This window comes from Pantoea sp. DY-5, from assembly GCF_019795955.1.
Lineage (GTDB): Bacteria > Pseudomonadota > Gammaproteobacteria > Enterobacterales > Enterobacteriaceae > Pantoea > Pantoea leporis.
Window position 1 is genome coordinate 436,405 of the sequence record NZ_JAIMIE010000004.1, and the last position, 17,752, is coordinate 454,156.

Consider the following 17,752-nt stretch of genomic DNA (forward strand, 5'->3'; position numbering starts at 1 on the left):
AGCGGTGCGCGACGAATGAGGGTGTTTAAACATTGTCGACCTTTGTTATCAGTAGTAATGACATCACCAACAGCACACAGGCTGCCGGCCAGATGGCCAGCGGTGAGACGGTGGTGATAATTCCCTGTAAAACGCCAGCCAGCAGCACGCCGATGGACATCGAATTGGTATACAGCGTGGCCGCCATTCCCTGACGATGTTGCAGTAAATCCTGAAACCAGAACATGCCAACGGTAGCGATGATAGCGATGAAAATGGCATTGAAAATTTGCAGTAACATCAGTGGGATAAAACTTTGACTGAAGTAAATTCCCACATAAAACATCATGCCGCACAGCATGGCTGCCTGCATTTGCGTTTTCTTACCCCAGCGTTTGAGCATGCTGGCGCTGAGCAGCATGATCGGTATTTCCAGCGCCGCAGCGAGGCCAAAAAGCACGCCACTCCAGTCGGCAGACAAGGTTGGCTGCTCTGCCAGATGCAAAGGAAACGCAATCAGATAGAGTGCGCTGCAGCTCCATACCAGCAAGGTGGCAAACATCAGGAAGCAAAGGTTGTGTCCCAGCGGCTGCCGGTCCGGTTGCTTTGCAGGAGCAGCGCTTGCCAGCCGCTCGCCAGGCGGCAAGGTGACAGCCAGCAGCGCCACGCTCTGTAACAGCACGAACATGACGGCATACAGCCAGGTGAAGCCGGCCAACTGAACAATCCAGAATGCCAGCGGTGGGCCGAATACCCACGCCAGCGAAAATTGCGCGCGTAAAATGGCGCTGAAAGCATTGTCACTGCGGGTTTGCCGTGCCAGCGCGAACAGTTGCGGTATCGCCGCACTGCCGCAAGCATTGAGCAGCGAGCCGAGCGAAATTAACAGCAGATAATCGCGGCAGAAGATAAACAGCAGCGCATTGAGCGCCTGTGCGAATAAGCACAAGAGCAGTAGCGGGCGACGCTGCGTGACACGATCTGAATAACGGGCAATCAGTAAGCTCATCGCAATACTGCTGAGCGCATTAACGCTGTAGAAGGCGCCGATTTTCCAGGCTGCCACGTTAAGTTCACTGGCTAGAAATAAGCTGAGCGTCGGAATGAACAGGGCGCCGCTTAAACCGGCACCCAGCGCAACAACATAAAAAGAGAAGGTTGAGTGTTTCATCGACATCCTTGTCAGTGTTCGCCCCAGGCACTCCAGCGAGGGGCAGAAAGTTTTTAAAGTGCTTCAGCGCGGCTGAAGCGTTTGCCATCCGGACTCACGCTACGCACCCAGACTTTATCGCTAGCAGTAATTGCCGGTTTAGCATGCGGTTGATAACGCTGCCAGCGCTTACCCTTATCCAGGCTGTACTCCAGCGGCAGACCCGGCAGCGCAATGTTCATGGTCAGTGTGCCATTCTCGACGCGCGCCCCCGGCACCGGTAAACGGTAGTGAATACCGGCTTTATCCATCTTGCCCAACTCACGCTGGCCTAACAGATTGGCGAAACGCTGCCAGTCCTGATTGCGCTGCTGCTGGTTAACGAAGTGGGTTTCACCGCCTTTAAAGGTGCGGCCTTGCTGATAATCCAGCTCCCACTCCGCGCGATGCCAACCGCGTTCGGCCACCGACAGCAGGCGCGGGAATACCATGTAATCCATCTGCTGATCGGTACGCGTGGTTTCACTCCACAGCTGTACTGAAATGCCGTATGCGCCTGACCACGGCTTATTCGAGGTGGCATCAAAGGTCTTCCCGTCGCGATCCACCGAGGTTTCAGCGTTCTGCGGCAGGTTGTCCGGCGCGAAGCCAAACATCTTGCGCTCATCGCTGAAGCGTGTGCCCCAGTAATAGCCGCGCTCGTTAGGATTCACCTCATACGGGAAGTCCATGTAGACGTAATCCGGATTGGAGATCACCACTTCATAATCTTTCAGCGTCCAGTCGTTGGCGGTGTCAAAGCCGCCCCAATAGAGCGTGTCCCAGAAGTTAACGCGTACGCGCGAAGTGGCGAAGGCGTGCGCGTCAGTGGCATCTTTCAATCCATCCTGCCAGGCCTGCATCACCGGAATGCCGTGCGCTTTCACCATCTTGCTCACTTCCAGCGCGAAGTGACTTGGCAAGTGCTCCAGATCTTCCACCTTGCCGGATTTCACCACCGCCTGGCAGACCTGAGATTTTGCCCAGGGTTTGTCCTCTTTACTTTGGTCTAAAATGCCCGTTCCCGCTTTCGGGTTCTTAACATCGCTGTAGCCGCTACCGAGGCGAATGTTTTTCGCTTCATCACCGCCAAAGTGCCAGGTGGTCAATGGTTGGCCGGCTTCGCGGTGCATCGCCTGCACTTCACCCATCACTTTATCGACAAAGCGCTTCGAGGAGTCGAGGCAAGGATTGAGGTAGCTGGTGCGGTCGTACAGCTGCACGGAACGGGTATTCGAGGTATCCGTAGGATCCACCAATCGATATTCACTGGCCTGCTGCGGTTTACCCGCTTTCATCAGTTGCTGATATCGCGCTTCCATAGAGATCACCGCCGCGCGTGCATGCGCGGGCATATCGATTTCCGGGATCACTTCGATGTTGCGCGCCTGCGCGTATTTGACGATCTCGATATAGTCGGCGCGGCTGAAATGTCCGGTTCCGTTGTTATCCGTGAACGGACCGGAGCCCAATTGCGGCAGAAGACATTGCTGCTCAGTCAGATCGTGACAACGCTTACTGCCTACGTCGGTCAACTCTGGCAGACCGGGGATTTCGATACGCCAGGCTTCGTCATCGGTCAGGTGGAAGTGGAATTTATTCATCTTCCATGCCGCCATTTGATCGAGCATGCGCAGCACCGCTTGCTTGCTGTGGAAATTACGCGCCACATCGAGGAAGGCACCGCGATAGGCAAAGCGCGGTGCGTCTTTCGCTTCAAGCGTGGCGATAATCGGTTTACCTTCAGCCGGCACCAGCGACAGTAACGACATTAAGCCGTAGTAAACGCCAGCTTGATCGTAACCAATGATATCGGTGCCGCGCGGTGTGATGCGCAGTTGATAAGCACCGGAAACCGCCTCTGCGCCGTGGAAATGATTGACGGCGATACGGGTATGAATGTCATAACCCGCTGACTGCGGTTTGAGCCCCATCAAATCGAAACGCTGTTTAACTGCATCGGCCTGGTTGTCCGCCAATACCTCAAGATGCAAGGCAACGCCACGGCTCAGATCTACATCCGCCGCATGAACTTTCACCGAACGCGGCGTTGGGGTGATTTGTCCGCGCAGCGCGCTGGCAGGCAGTTGCGCCACATCGGCATTCTTTGAGAAGCGACTTTGCGGCAGCATTAGCACGTTTTTATCGTCGGCAATGCGCTTCCATTGGCCGCCAAACGGCTTAACAAAGTCGCTGAGGTTTTCGGTATCGGTGCTGGTGATAATTTTTGGCGTGGCATTGGCGGCGGTGACATACCAGCGCGGCATCACGTCGGTGATAAACAGCTGCCAGTATTCATTGACGATAGGGATCTCAATCGACTCACCCGCCGCGATACCTTTGAATTTCTCCGTCGGTTCCAGACGGGTTAAATCGCCGACGATATGGGTCATTTTGAACTGATCGTTATCCACCCGCAGCGTTTCGTGCACGTTGCTCATGTAGATTGCCCAGTTTTTACTGGTGAGCGCCGGACCGTTGTTGGTCAGCGTGATGGTGGCGGTATTGCAGGATGCCCAATCGGCACCGAGTTTCGCGCAGTTCACGCCGTGATCGGCCGCCTGGTTGTCAGTGACCTGATACTGCACGCCGAACTGACTGATTTGATCGACGACCTGCTGATTACTGCGCGGGGATGAACTGCAGGCGGCAAGGCCCATCACGCTCAGCGCCAGTAAACTGATTTTTAACTTTTTCATGCTGTTATCCTTCTCCACGGAGGTAAGTCTCTGGCTCCTGCCAGATCGGGGTCAAAACAGGGTGAATGGCGCGACGACCATAAATTTGATGTCTTTCTCGTCCTGGAAGATGTTGCCGTAGCCGCCGCTATAGCTGGGAAGATCGCTGTGATTGTCGTAGCGGGTGTAGTGCAGCTTGAATTGGGTGTCTTTAGCGCGGCCTTGCTGGATGGTGTAAACCAGGTCGAGGCTCCACGCGGACTCTTTCAGGCGCTGATTTTGGTCGTAGAGGGGATTGGTGGAAGGCTTCGCGTCCCAACCGTAGGCGTACGATGTACCGACTTGCCAGCCAGGTAATTGCCAGTGTCCCAAATCGACCATCACACCGGCGAAGAGCGCTTTCTCACCGTTGGCGTTCCAGTCCGAGCGTGAATCCCACCACACATCCATGCGGCCATTCGAGCTGGCGTAAGACGGCGTCATACGTTGCAGGAAGAAGCCCTGATTGCCCTCGGCTTTTACCCATGTGCCTTCGAGGCGGAAATCGAACGCGCCGAGCGTGTAGCCGAACGTCAGCGCCTGCAGCCACGCGAGGCCATCGTAAACATCGTTCACCTGGCCAACGCCGCTGTTGTCACGATCCTTCGCGCCATAAAATTGATAACTGGTGCGCAGCGGTGCATCGGCCAGCGGCAGCTGATAAGAGGCTTTGGCAAAATACTGATCCATGTAATTTGCCGCCTGGCCGTAGGCGCCTTCCAGCACCAGAGCGTTTTTAAAATCGTATTTGGCACCAAAGGATTGCAGCCACGGAATCTCCGTCACGCCATCGGCTTTACGGAAGTTGTACATGTCGCGATACCACGGCGCTTTGTATTCGTCAGTCCACATCCATGAGACGGAAAGGGCGCCGGCGTCGCTAAAATCAAAGGTGGTGCCGGCCTCAACGCCGCGATAGGTGCCGGGCAGGAAGCTCCAGTGCGGTGCCAGCAGCGTCTGCCCGGTGGGCTGCAGATAGCCTGCGCGCAGCCAGTTATCCTGCCATTTTGCCTTGATGGCGGCTTTATAGAGACTTAAGCCGCTCTTATCTCCGCTCCAGTCCTCATCCCAGCGCGTACGGGCATTGCTGAAACCAATTTCATTCGGTGCCGCCGGGCCGCCGTTGCTTAACTCCAGCGCGCCAAACGCTGCCAGATCGAGGCCGATCACCTCACCGGCGTAACCGGATGAGAAGTCGAGATTGGCATTCGCAGAGGCGTGATGCAGATTGGCATCATACTGACCGTACGAGCCTTTTTGCGGATCCATCTCTTTGCGATCGCGCTGGCGTTGCCAGTAAAACAGATTGCCAGAGAGAGTGGCGTCTTCGACAAAACCCACGGCGTGGGCGGAGGGAACCGGCACAAAAGTGCCGGCAAACAGGGCAGAGACAATGGCCGCAGAGAGCGGCGCGCGTGGAATCCGACGCATAGCAAATCCTCCGTGATGCTTCCATAAACAATTAACAAATCCGTATTGTTTCGTCATGAAACAAGTTGCCGGGGATGCTATTTTTCGCGACGCGAATTATCAATGGGATTTATTACAAAGTATGACGCAACACGCAAAAAAGCGTCGTTTTAAGGCGTTTTATCAATAAGTTACATGAATGTGTAATTTGTTGCTTTGTGAGCCAGATTCCAGGAAAGCGGCGTTTACTTGCTTTACCCTAACTTGTTCCCTATGCTCGCCAACGTAGTTTTGACTCGGGGTGCCCCTTTAATACAGGGCTGAGATACACCCGCCGACCTGATCTGGATAATGCCAGCGTAGGGAAGTCAGATGCCTGACCGCATTCGCCTTCTTGATCGCCGGTTGGGAGCCTTATGAAACAGCCTGACCTTCTTTCCCCCGCGCAACTCGCGCACTCTCTGCAACTGCTGCGTCAGCAAGCGCCGCTGGTGCACTGCATGACCAATGACGTGGTGCAAACCTTTACTGCCAACGTGCTGCTGGCACTGCAAGCTTCGCCCGCGATGGTGATCGATCCTGAAGAAGCGGCGCAGTTTGCCGGTTTTGCCGATGCGTTGTTGATAAACGTAGGTACGCTGACGCGCGACCGTCGTGATGCGATGTGGGCGGCGGTGCAAGCGGCGCAAACCGCAGGCACGCCGTGGACGCTGGATCCGGTGGCGGTCGGCGCACTAACGCTGCGCACCGCATTCTGCCAACAGTTACTGAGCCTGCAACCGGCGGCGATTCGCGGTAACGCTTCAGAAATTCTCGCCCTGGCGCAACAGGCTAGCGGCGGACGCGGTGTCGACAGTCTGCATCAGGCCAATGCCGCGTTAAGCGCTGCCCAGCAGCTGGCGCGTGATTACCACACCGTTGTGGCGGTGACCGGTGAAGTGGATTACGTTACTGACGGCGTGCAGACATTCGCCATCCCCGGCGGCAGCCCGCTGATGACGCGCGTGGTTGGCACCGGCTGCGCGTTGTCGGCGGTGGTTGCCGCCTGCACCAGCTTGCCGGGCGATCGCCTGCAGCATGTCGCTGCGGCCTGCCGCGTGATGTCGCTGGCGGGTGAGCAGACAGCGCGCCAGGTCGCTGGGCCAGGCAGCTTTGCCGCTGCTTTCCTCGATACGCTGTGGACGCTGGAGGTCGAGGCATGAAACGCATCAATGCATTGACCATTGCTGGTACCGATCCGAGCGGCGGCGCAGGTATTCAGGCCGATCTCAAAGCTTTCTCCGCGCTGGGCGCGTATGGCACCAGCGTCATCACCGCGCTGGTGGCGCAGAACACCTGCGGCGTGCAGTCGGTGTATCGCATCGAACCTGATTTTGTTGGCGTACAGATCGATTCGGTGCTGAATGATGTGCGCATTGATGCTGCAAAGATTGGCATGCTGTCCGAAACCGCGATTGTCGAGGTGGTCGCCGAGCGGCTGAAACGGGCCAGCCTGCCGTTTGTGGTGCTGGATACGGTGATGATTGCCAAAAGTGGCGATGCGCTGCTGTCGCCGGATGCGGTGGCCAGCGTGCGCGAATTGCTGCTGCCGCAGGTATCGCTGATCACACCAAACCTGCCGGAAGCCGCCGCGCTGCTGGGACGCGCGATGGCGCAGGATGAGAAAACCATGTTGCAGCAGGGCGATGCGCTGCTCGATCTTGGCTGCGAAGCGGTGCTGATGAAGGGCGGACACCTTAGCGATGCCGAAAGCCCGGACTGGCTGATTACCCGCGACGGACGTCAGCGCTTTACCGCGCCACGCGTCAATACGCGCCACACGCACGGCACCGGATGCTCGCTCTCCGCGGCGCTGGCGGCGTTGCGTCCGCGCCATGATAGCTGGGCGGCAACGGTGGCCGAAGCCAAAGCTTGGTTACAGCAGGCGCTTCTGCACGCCGATTCGCTGGAGGTCGGCAAAGGCATTGGGCCGGTGCACCATTTCCATCAATGGTGGTAGGGCGTAACGCCAGATTGCCGCTTTTTCACTGCGCATCCGTCTGAAAAATGGAGTCAGCAATTTGCCAGCCTGGCGCATTCCGGTCCAGGCTGTTGGGGGCGAATCGGCAACGGTCGGTTCCAATCCAGCCATTTATCAGGAGCGAACATGACGGACATCGTACAGTTATTGGGCAAAGAGGCGGATAGCCTTCTTCAACATCGCTGCATGACCATTCCAGCGGATAGCCTCTATTTACCCGGCGCGGATTATGTTGATCGCGTGATGATCGACAACAATCGTTCTCCTGCCGTACTGCGCAACATGCAAACGCTGTACAACACCGGACGTTTAGCCGGCACCGGCTATTTGTCGATTTTGCCGGTCGATCAGGGCGTTGAGCACTCGGCGGGCGCATCCTTTGCGGCCAATCCAGCTTATTTTGATCCAAAAAACATTGTTGAGCTGGCGATTGAAGCCGGCTGTAACTGCGTCGCCTCTACCTACGGCGTGCTGGCTTCGGTTTCTCGTCGCTACGCGCACCGCATTCCGTTTATGGTGAAGCTGAACCACAACGAAACGCTGAGCTATCCGACGCAATACGATCAGACGTTGTACGCCAGCGTGGAACAGGCCTTTAATCTGGGCGCGGTGGCGGTTGGCGCCACCATCTACTTCGGTTCTGAACAATCACGTCGCCAGATTGAAGAGATCTCGGCGGCCTTTGAACGTGCGCACGAGCTGGGCATGGTGACGGTGCTGTGGGCCTATCTGCGTAATGATGCGTTCAAGAAAGAGGGCGTCGATTATCACGCCAGCGCCGATTTAACTGGCCAGGCCAACCATCTGGCGGCGACCATCGGTGCGGATATCGTCAAGCAGAAGATGGCGGAGAATAACGGCGGCTACAACGCGGTGAAGTTTGGTCACACCGATGAGCGCGTTTACAGCAAGCTGACTTCGGAAAACCCGATAGATTTGGTGCGTTACCAGCTGGCGAACTGCTATATGGGACGCGCGGGTTTGATCAACTCCGGCGGCGCTTCTGCGGGTGAAACGGATACCGCGGAGTCAGTGCGTACGGCGGTGATCAATAAGCGTGCCGGCGGCATGGGGCTGATTCTGGGGCGCAAGGCGTTTAAGAAGACGTTGAAAGAGGGCGTGCAGCTGATTAATGCGGTGCAGGATGTGTATTTGTCGAAGGATGTGACGATTGCTTGATTGAGTGGGGGTTGTGCTGATTTTCCCCCTCCTCGGTCCTCCTCAATAAGTGCGTGCTGTCCCCCTCCTCGGTCCTCTTCAATAAGTGCGTGCTGTCCCCCTCCTCGGTCCTCCCCCATTAATGGGGGAGGAAGATGCTGCCATATGTCAGTGTTAAAGCTGCATGTGGCAGCATCTCCTTCCCCCGCTCGCGGGGGAAGGCCGGGATGGGGGACAGCGAGCACTAAATCAAGGCGCCTCAAACCACTCACTATTACGCTCGGCAATCGGCGTAATGGTCAAAATCATCTCCTGCAGATGACGGCGCATTGCGCTTTCAGCTGCGTCAACATCATGCGCTTTCAACGCGTTATAGATATCTTCATGCTGCTGAATCAAACGCTCCGGCGGTGACACCTCGCTCAGGGTCAGAAAGCGCACGCGGTCCATGGTAGCTTTGATGTTCTCCACCGTTTCCCACGCCAGTAGGCAATTAATCCCTTCAGCAATCAAGCGGTGAAACTCATCGTCCAGCCCCAGGAAAGCCTGGCTGTCATGACGTTCAGCGGCGAGACGCTGCAGCTGCAGGTTATGCTCCAGCGCCATCAATCCGGTCGCACCCATCTCCTGCGCGGCGCGGCGAACCACGGCGATCTCTACCGCTTCACGGATAAAGCGACCGTCGGCCACGCGCTGAGCGGAGATTTTGCGCACGAAGGTGCCGCGCTGCGGTAGCACTTGCACCAGTCCGGCTTCCGCCAGCTTGATAAAGGCTTCACGTACCGGCTGACGTGACACGTTGAAACGCGCCGACACTTCCTTCTCCGACAGCAGCGAGCCCGGATGAATAACGCAGGTCACAATATCTTTGCGCAGATAACGATAGATCTGCTGATTTACCGGTTCGCTGGTGGTTATGGTATAGGCAGTCGACATGCAGCAATATCCGTATTACGGCTGGCATCTGCCAGCCCGTTAAGAAAGGTTCAGTCTAATCAGCACGCTGCGTCTGCGCTACACATTTGTGCAGTCGCTTAGCCTGGGGTGACGAGGCTTTGAACGGTGGCGCGCGCGCCCTGTTTAACCAGTTGCTGATAGAGTTCAGTCACGCGTGAGATAAAGGCGGGCTGCTGCTGCAGATCGTCACCGAACACGGCGTTGAGGCCGAGCAACGCCTTAACACGTGGCGCACCGTCCTCACTGTTGGCCACAATGTCCGCCAGCTGATCTTTCAGCGGATCGCGAATCTCAATGGCCTGACCTTGCTCATCCACACCGCTGACATAGCGCATCCAGCCCGCCACACCCAGCAACACGAAATCGCACGAGGTGCCATTGCGCAGATGCCAGCGCGCGCTATCCAGCAGGCGCTGCGGCAGTTTTTGCGTGCCATCGGTGGCGATTTGATAGGTACGATGTTTGATGGCGCGATTCTCGTAACGCGCAATCAGGGAATCAGCGTAGGCTTCGAGATCGACGCCTTGCGTGCGCAGCGTCGGCGCCTGATCCTGCAACATCAACGCGCGCGCCGCCGCACGATAGCTGGCATCCGCCATGCAATCGCTGATGTGTTCATAACCGGCGAGAAAACCGAGATACGCGAGGAACGAGTGGCTGCCGTTGAGCATCCGCAGCTTCATCTCTTCGAACGGCAGCACATCGCTGACCAGCTCAGCGCCCGCGTTTTCCCACGCCGGACGTCTGCTAACGAAGTTATCTTCGATGACCCACTGGAAAAACGGTTCGGCTTCAACCGCCACCGGATCGCGGCTGCCCAAACGTTCCGTCAGCGTGTCGAACGCTGCATCGGTCATGGCCGGGACGATGCGATCAACCATGGTCGAAGGGAAAGTAATGTGCGCCTGGATATACTCCGCCAGCGCAGGGTTGTGGCGCGCGGCCAACTGGGTGATCACGTTGCGCGTGACATGACCGTTCTCTGGCATATTGTCGCAGGACATCACGCTAAACGGCGGCAGATTGCGTTCGCGGCGGCGGATAATGGCCGCCAGAATCAAGCCGGGCAGCGAACGTGGCTCACCAGGATGAGCGAGGTCGTGCACAATATCGGGATGATCGGGATTGAGCTTGCCGCTCGACGGCATGTAGCAATAACCCTTCTCGGTTACGGTCATCGAGACAATCGCCACGTCCGGCTGGCTCATCGCCTCGATCACCGCCTCAATGCCGTCGCCTTTGCCATGCAGCGCTTGCGTCACCACGCCAATCACCCGCGTGTGTAATCTCTCATCCGCCATTTCGGTTAGCGTGTAGAGCAGATCCTGCTGACGCAGCGCCTGAATCAGCGTGCCGCTGTTGAGATTCACCTCGCAATAACCCCAGTCGCTGCCCTGAGCGGCCAGCTTATCGGTCGCCAGCGCCTGATGCGCGCGGTGGAAGGCGCCAAAGCCGATGTGCACCATGCGGGTCTTGAGTTGGCTACGATCGTAAGCGGGGCGTTGGACATCAGCGGGGAGGCGTTCAAGCTCTAACATAGTCATTCCTTTTAGCAAATGGGGCGCTCAGCGCCCCATGAGATTTACACTGAAACCGGTTTATTGGTGGCTTTAGGTTCACGAATTACCAGCAGTACCAGCAACGCGCCGACGCCAGCCACCGCACCTGCGAGGATAAAGGCGCTGTCAAACTTACCGGAGTGCTGCACGATGAAGCCAGTCACCACCGGGCCGATCACACCGGACAAGCTACCTATCAGATGGATAAAGCCACTGATGCTGCCGACGCGGCTTTTGTGCACCACGTCCTGCACAATAGCCCAGTAAATTGCGCCGGTGATGTAGAGGAAGAAGATCGAGATCGACATCATGATCACCGCCGAGTTGACCTCTTTTATCGTACCTGCCAGCGCCACGCAAATCGCCGCGGCGGTAAGTGAAACCACCAGCACAATTTTTCGAGAAAGTAGCAGCTTGCCGGTGATGTTGAAAATCTTATCGGAGATCCAGCCACCCAGCGCCAGGCCCACGAAGCCAACAATCCACGGGATCATGGTGGTGATGCTCATCGCTTTGATATCGAGGCCGTGCGCCTGCACCAGATACGCCGGGAACCAGCTCAGGAAGAAGAACAGAATGTAGTTGTAGCAGAAGAAGGCAAAGGCGGTGACCAGAATGATCGGCTGGCGCAGATAAAAGCCCAAACCATGCGCGGCGCCGCTTGAGTCGATCACGTCGGCCGGTTCTTCGGCTTTCAGTTTTTCTACTAAGGCACGCTCTTCTGCCGAGACGCGCTTACTTTTCGCCGGATTATCTGACGCGAAGAAGAACCACAGCGCCAGCCAAACGAAGCCAATCGCGGCGATCACCACAAACGCCGGACGCCAGCCGAACGACAGCGCCAGATAACCAACAATCGGACCGGCAACGGCGCCACCCAGCGGTGAACCCGAGCTGAGTAAGCCCATTGCGGTGGCGGCCTGTTTTTTCGGGAACCAGCCGTTAATGGCTTTGTTCGCTGAGGCAGAGATGGGGCCTTCCGCCATGCCAAACAGCACGCGCAGAATCATCATCGACCAGAAACCAGTCGCCATCGCGGTCAGGCCGCAGAACAGCGACCACATACCAACGGCGGTGCCGAGCACGATGGTCGGGCCAAATTTATCCGTCGCCAGGCCACCGATGAAGTTAAACAGGGCATAACCGAAGAAGAAGCTGCCGAAAATCATGCCGAACTGCTCGGCGTTGATCATCAGGTCTTTTTCCACCAGCGGTACCGTCAGAGAGAGGGCGATACGATCAAGGTAGTTGATCATAAACACCAGGAACAACAGCAGTACGAGGGTCCAGCGCAGGTTCTTAAACATAGAAACTCCGTCATCGTCATTTTTTATAGTAATAATGCCGGCGGGTAAGGGACCGGCATGGGGACACCTGGTGTGCGGGTTAACTTAACCCATTTGTAGGATCACTTTGCAGCAGGTGCGGGGATCTTTTTCGAACAGCGTCATGGCTTGCTCAACGTCTGCCAGCGGGAAATAGTGCGTCACCAATTTCTCCGGCTGGATCTGGCCTTGCTCAATCCACTCAATCACCTGCGGGAAGCGATTGCTGTTGAGACGCGAGGTGAACAGCGACAGCTCTTTGCTGGTGAGACTTTGCTGCGTGATGCTGCACGGCTCGCCAGAAAAACCCAGCAGGCCGATACGCGCCGCCGGTGAGGCGAGGGCGGCGGCTTCTGCCAGGATCGAAGGATGGCAGGCGGCGTCGATAATTAGCGTTGGCTGCACGCCTTCCAGCTGCGCGGCGAGCGGAATTTCGCTGTTGTTGAACACCTGATCGGCACCGTTTTCCTGCGCCAGCGCCAGCCGTTCTGGCAGACGATCAACCACCAATACCTGTTCAACGCCATACACGCCTTTCAGCACCTGAATGGCGGTAAGGCCCATTGGCCCGGCACCGTAAATCAGCGCCACATCGTTTGGCTGTGGTTTGAGGAAGGCGGTGATATTGGCCGCGATGGTGAAAGGTTCGACCATGCTGGCGAGTTTGTCGGGAACGCTATCCGGCAGGCGGAAGGCGTTTTTTGCTGGCGCCACGGCATATTCGCTAAAGCCACCGTCGCGGTGCACGCCAATCACCTGCAACGCTGTGCAGACGTTCGGGCGTCCAATCGAGCAGGGATAGCAGTGACCGCAGCTGACCACCGGATCGACCGCCACGCGTTCGCCAATGCGGCTGGCGGCAACGTCATCGCCAACCGCATCAATCTGGCCAAAAAACTCGTGACCAATCACGCGCGGATATTTAGCAAAAGGATTGTGACCGTGCCAGATATGCACATCGGAACCGCAGATGCTGGCAAATTGCACCTTCACGCGTACTTCACCTGCAGCGGGTTGCGGCAGCGGACGCTCTGCCAATACCAGTTCACCCGGTTGCTCAATCACTACACTTTTCATCATTTACTCCAACGGGAATGCAATGATGAAAAAATACGCGCACAAATACTACCATACAAGTCGGCGTTAAAGAGTTGTGAAGAGAATCACAGAGGAACAGTTACGTAGGGGCGCCATTCATGGCGACCGGGAAATCACGGCCACCCTAAATGGCGACGCTGAAATGACAAAAACCCGCTCAGGTTTCCCTGAGCGGGTTTTTTAAATTTGGCTCCTCTGACTGGACTCGAACCAGTGACATACGGATTAACAGTCCGCCGTTCTACCGACTGAACTACAGAGGAATCGTTTGAACGGGGCGCATATTATCGAGCGGCCCTCGCCTTGTCAAAACTCTTTTTCACAATTCGTTCTGACTGCTGAATAAAGCGTCAATTGCGCGCTATGAGCGGACTCAGCGCGGCAAAATCACTACTGATACAACCTCTTTTGTGACGATGATCACCATCTCTATGCAAAATTACATTCTGATTTGTCGATTTTGTCAGATACCTCGCATGCATGATCACAGATATTTCATTTCGCCGTTGTCGGGGCCAAAAGCGAAACATATATTCCAGATCAACTCTTAAGCGAATGCGGGAATAGTCATGAACAAAGTCAGAATCGGAATGATTGGCAGTGGTTACATCGGTCGTTGTCACGCGATTGCTTACGCTCAGGCACCTACAGTTTTTGCCCTGAAAGGCGAGATCGTGCGTGAGATGCTGGCGGAAGTGAATCCTGAGCTGGCAGCGAAACAGGCGGCAACTTTTGGCTTTGCCCGTTCTACTGGCGACTGGCATGAGCTGGTGCGCGATCCGAACATCGATGTGGTTGATATCTGCGCACCGAACTTCCTGCATAAAGAGATGGCGCTGGAAGCGATTCGCAACGGCAAACACGTCTACTCCGAGAAACCGTTGTCGCTATCCGTGGCCGACGCGGAAGAGATGGTGCAAGCGGCACAACAAGCGGGCGTGAAAACGCTGGTCGGCTTTAACTACATGAAAAATCCGACCAGCCAGCTGGCACGCGAGATTATCGCTCGTGGTGAAATCGGCGACGTGGTGCACTTCTACGGCACGCACAATGAAGATTATCTGGCACGTCCGGAAACGCCGCTCGACTGGCACTGCCAGAAAGCGCTGGCCGGATTAGGCGCGCTGGGCGACCTTGCCGCGCATATTGTGAATATGGCGCACTATCTGGTCGGTGATATTGAAGAAGTCAGCGGCGATATGATGACGGTGATTAAGGAGCGTCCGGATCCAAAGGATGCTTCGCGCCTGCTGCCAGTGGAAAACGAAGATCAGGCCAGCGCCTTACTGCGCTTTAAAAACGGTGCGCACGGTGTATTTGAAACCTCGCGTATCGCCTGCGGCAGCAAAATGGGCCTGACCTATGTGGTTACTGGCACCAAAGGCACGCTGCGTTACACCCAGGAACGTATGGCCGAGCTGGAACTGTACATCCACGATGAACCGGCAGGGCGTCAGGGATTCAAAACCATTTTGACCGGTCCGGCGCATCCGGATTACGCCAACTTCTGCGTTTCAGCCGGGCACGGCATCGGTTTTAACGATCAGAAAACCGTCGAGATTCGCGATTTAATCAATGGCATTGCCGCCGGCGATCGCATGTGGCCGGATTTCGCCGAAGGATTGCAGGTGCAGAAAGTACTCGAAGCGGTAGCGGTTTCCGCGCTGGAACGCCGCTGGATGAAGGTGTAAATCAGCTTGCGGGTCGCCATGATTGGCGACCCGCAAAAAATCACGCTAACAACGGGCACTGCGGCGGCAAACGGCAGCTCAGTGCGCCCGCCATCACTTCAATCTCAAACTCACTTCCCGTCAGCGGTTCGCCATCCAGATTAAACGTCATCTCATGCGGTGAACGAATGGTAAGCGACTGCAACTGCGCCGTGACGATATTCGGATTCTCATCATCACGCGTCAGTGAATGCAGCAACGTTGGCAGCAGCTCTTGCGCGGTGACAATGCTGAGATTGAGCTGTCCGTCATTGATCAGCGCATCCGGGCAGAGCTTTTGTCCGCCGCCAGCCTGACGTCCATTGCCAATGCCAATCACCAGCGCATCGCCTTGCCAGTTAAAGCCGGGGCCGCTGATTTCACAGCGATCCGGTTTTAGCGCATCGACGCGCATCAAACCATGAATAAAGTACGACACGCCGCCGAGCGCGGATTTCAGCTTTTCGGGGGTTTCGGTAGTAATGCGCGTGCCAAATCCGCCGGTTGCCATATTGATAAAGTAGCGATCGCCGTTCACGCGCGCCAAATCGATAGCCGTGGCTTTTCCCACCAGCGCGAGACGTAAAGCCGGTTCCATGCCTTCCGGAATACCGACGCTGGTGGCGAAATCATTGGCGGTGCCAAGCGGTAAAATGCCCAGCGCCGGACGCTGCTGCTCGGGCAATCCCGCCAGCGCGGTGGCGATCTCATTGATGGTGCCATCGCCGCCGCCGGCCACCACGGTTTCTGCCTGCAAAGCGACCGCTTCTTGTACATAACGATCGCCATCACCCTTTTCCCAGGTGACGCGCACCGCCAGATTAAAGCCTTCATCACGCAGCGTATTCACCGCAGCGCGCAAATCTTCATTACCTGCGCCTTTCCCGTTTAGGATCAGCAGCGTCAGCGGTTTGTTTTGCATTATCAGTTCCTTGATGCGAGATACAGAGCACAGGTTATAGCATAGCTGGGGAGAGAACTTTATCGGCGGGCGACGAAAAAAAGAAAACCCGCACGGGGGAGCCGGGCGGGTGAATGAGGTGGTTCCTGGTACTACCTGCTTTTATTCTTACTCGTTAGCAGCAGGCGGGATTCTAAAGCGAGGCGAAGAGAGGGTCTGTGATCCTAATCTAACTTCGCCATTTTCTTTTCTTTATGTGCGATTTTTTCCGTGTGGATCGTAGGTGCTGTGGCCATCGGTGAAGTTACGCAACAGCAGGGCAAAGGCGAGGTTGACCGATTCCGGGACCGGGATCCACACGCGGTGTCCATCGCCTGGCGCCACGTCCACCGCCGATCCTTTATCGTTCTGCATGGTTTCCAGCGTGCAATTAAGATTGCCTTCGGGCGTCATGATCTCGACAGAATCCCCGAGCATAAACTTATTCTTTACCGCAATCTGCGCCCAGTCGCCGCGACGTTCGCCGGTGAATTCGCCGACAAACTGCTGGCGCTCGGAGATGGAGAAACCTTGCTGGTAGTTCTGATAGCTGTCATGGGTATGACGACGCAGGAAACCTTCGGTGTAACCGCGATGCGCCAAACCTTCCAGCGTCTCCAGCAGCGCCGGATCGAAGGGTTTACCCGCAGCGGCATCGTCAATAGCACGGCGATAAACCTGCGCGGTGCGCGCGCAGTAGTAGAAGGATTTGGTGCGGCCTTCGATTTTCAGCGAGTGCACACCCATTTGGCTAAGACGTTCAACGTGCGCCACCGCACGCAAATCTTTTGAGTTCATGATGTAAGTGCCGTGTTCATCTTCGAAGGCGCTCATCACCTCACCCGGTTTCATCTTCTCTTCCAGCAGGAACACGCGGTCGGTGGTCGCGCCGACGCCCAAAGTCGGCTCCTGCACCTTAACCGGCTCATGGAAACCGACAATGTTGCCCATCTCATCCTGCTTGCCTTCTTCCACTTTATATTCCCAGCGGCAGGCGTTGGTGCAGGTCCCTTGATTGGGATCGCGTTTGTTGAGGTAGCCGGAGAGCAGGCAGCGGCCGGAGTAAGCCATGCACAGCGCGCCGTGCACGAAGATCTCAATCTCCATTTCCGGCACTTGCTGACGGATTTCGGCAATCTCATCCAGCGACAGCTCGCGTGAAAGAATCACGCGCGTCAGCCCCATCTGCTGCCAGAATTTCACCGTGGCCCAGTTAACCGCGTTGGCCTGCACCGACAGATGAATCGGCATCTGCGGAAAGGCTTCACGCACCAGCATAATCAAGCCGGGATCGGACATGATCAGCGCGTCCGGCTGCATGGCAATGACCGGCGTCAGATCGCGGATAAAGGTTTTCAGTTTGGCGTTGTGCGGGGCGATGTTGACCACCACGTAGAATTTCTTACCGAGCGCATGGGCTTCATTGATGCCCTGCGCCAGAATCTCGTGGGTGAATTCGTTGTTGCGCACGCGCAGGCTGTAGCGCGGTTGGCCAGCGTAGACGGCATCAGCGCCGTAGGCAAAGGCATAGCGCATATTCTTCAGCGATCCCGCTGGAGAAAGCAGTTCAGGTTTTAACATGGATTTTCTCACTGATGTCAGGTCAGCATGCCATCGTGGATGGCAGGTGCAGCGGCCGCATTATACGGCCCTGCAAAAGGTGGGGAATTGTAGGCAGGCCCGCACCCGAT

At 56.4% G+C, this 17,752-nt stretch carries 13 protein-coding genes, 1 tRNA gene and 1 riboswitch; of the genes, 4 read left to right on the plus strand and 10 right to left on the minus strand.

Annotated features, from left to right (window positions below; genetic code table 11):
• Nucleotides 1-25: 25 nt before the first annotated feature.
• The 3 genes from K5Y30_RS15670 to K5Y30_RS15680 are packed head-to-tail and all read right to left on the minus strand — an operon-like array spanning nt 26 to nt 5,316.
• On the minus strand, nt 26-1,150 hold the full coding sequence (locus K5Y30_RS15670) for a sugar efflux transporter (protein ID WP_222212047.1): 1,125 nt from the start codon (nt 1,148-1,150) through the stop codon (nt 26-28).
• Nucleotides 1,151-1,203: 53 nt separating this feature from the next.
• Nucleotides 1,204-3,867, minus strand: a complete 2,664-nt coding sequence (locus K5Y30_RS15675) for a beta-N-acetylhexosaminidase (RefSeq protein WP_222212049.1) — start codon at nt 3,865-3,867, stop codon at nt 1,204-1,206.
• 51 nt (nt 3,868-3,918) lie between these two features.
• Nucleotides 3,919-5,316, minus strand: a complete 1,398-nt coding sequence (locus tag K5Y30_RS15680; protein ID WP_192233354.1) for an OprD family outer membrane porin — start codon at nt 5,314-5,316, stop codon at nt 3,919-3,921.
• Nucleotides 5,317-5,582: 266 nt separating this feature from the next.
• A riboswitch (TPP riboswitch) is annotated at nt 5,583-5,678 on the plus strand.
• 33 nt (nt 5,679-5,711) lie between these two features.
• On the opposite strand from K5Y30_RS15680, the gene thiM reads away from it, so the two are divergent.
• From thiM to fbaB, 3 genes are all read left to right on the plus strand, one after another.
• The gene (gene thiM, locus K5Y30_RS15685; protein ID WP_222212051.1) at nt 5,712-6,497 is read left to right on the plus strand and encodes a hydroxyethylthiazole kinase; all 786 of its coding nucleotides are present in this window, start codon (nt 5,712-5,714) and stop codon (nt 6,495-6,497) included.
• A complete protein-coding gene (gene thiD, locus K5Y30_RS15690; RefSeq protein ID WP_222212052.1) occupies nt 6,494-7,294 on the plus strand; it encodes a bifunctional hydroxymethylpyrimidine kinase/phosphomethylpyrimidine kinase in 801 nt (266 codons plus the stop codon). The genes thiM and thiD overlap by 4 nt, the downstream gene beginning before the upstream one ends.
• A 147-nt stretch (nt 7,295-7,441) precedes the next feature.
• Nucleotides 7,442-8,494: a class I fructose-bisphosphate aldolase gene (gene fbaB / locus K5Y30_RS15695; RefSeq protein ID WP_110866629.1), complete on the plus strand. Its 1,053-nt coding sequence runs from the start codon at nt 7,442-7,444 to the stop codon at nt 8,492-8,494.
• A 228-nt stretch (nt 8,495-8,722) separates the two neighbouring features.
• On the opposite strand, the gene K5Y30_RS15700 is transcribed toward fbaB, so the two are convergent.
• The 5 genes from K5Y30_RS15700 to K5Y30_RS15720 form a co-directional block, all read right to left on the minus strand.
• Nucleotides 8,723-9,409 (minus strand): GntR family transcriptional regulator, encoded by a 687-nt coding sequence (locus tag K5Y30_RS15700; protein WP_101763339.1) that lies wholly within the window; start codon nt 9,407-9,409, stop codon nt 8,723-8,725.
• A 98-nt stretch (nt 9,410-9,507) separates the two neighbouring features.
• Nucleotides 9,508-10,968 carry a mannitol dehydrogenase family protein gene (locus tag K5Y30_RS15705; protein ID WP_222212054.1) on the minus strand — a complete coding sequence of 487 codons (1,461 nt, stop codon included), beginning with the start codon at nt 10,966-10,968 and terminating at the stop codon, nt 9,508-9,510.
• A 44-nt stretch (nt 10,969-11,012) separates the two neighbouring features.
• On the minus strand, nt 11,013-12,296 hold the full coding sequence (locus K5Y30_RS15710) for an MFS transporter (RefSeq protein ID WP_101763341.1): 1,284 nt from the start codon (nt 12,294-12,296) through the stop codon (nt 11,013-11,015).
• A gap of 84 nt (nt 12,297-12,380) precedes the next feature.
• The gene (locus K5Y30_RS15715; RefSeq protein ID WP_222212176.1) at nt 12,381-13,391 is read right to left on the minus strand and encodes a Zn-dependent oxidoreductase; all 1,011 of its coding nucleotides are present in this window, start codon (nt 13,389-13,391) and stop codon (nt 12,381-12,383) included.
• 208 nt (nt 13,392-13,599) lie between these two features.
• Nucleotides 13,600-13,675 (minus strand) — tRNA-Asn (locus K5Y30_RS15720).
• 306 nt (nt 13,676-13,981) lie between these two features.
• Between K5Y30_RS15720 and K5Y30_RS15725 the strand changes: the two genes are divergently transcribed.
• Nucleotides 13,982-15,103 (plus strand): Gfo/Idh/MocA family protein, encoded by a 1,122-nt coding sequence (locus K5Y30_RS15725; protein WP_217548664.1) that lies wholly within the window; start codon nt 13,982-13,984, stop codon nt 15,101-15,103.
• Nucleotides 15,104-15,143: 40 nt separating this feature from the next.
• On the opposite strand, the gene yegS is transcribed toward K5Y30_RS15725, so the two are convergent.
• Together yegS and yegQ are read right to left on the minus strand one after the other, a co-directional pair.
• Complete coding sequence (yegS, locus tag K5Y30_RS15730) at nt 15,144-16,043, minus strand: lipid kinase YegS (RefSeq protein WP_110866633.1); 900 nt, start codon at nt 16,041-16,043, stop codon at nt 15,144-15,146.
• Between the two features lie 231 nt (nt 16,044-16,274).
• The gene (gene yegQ / locus K5Y30_RS15735) at nt 16,275-17,642 is read right to left on the minus strand and encodes a tRNA 5-hydroxyuridine modification protein YegQ (RefSeq protein WP_101763345.1); all 1,368 of its coding nucleotides are present in this window, start codon (nt 17,640-17,642) and stop codon (nt 16,275-16,277) included.
• Nucleotides 17,643-17,752: the final 110 nt, after the last annotated feature.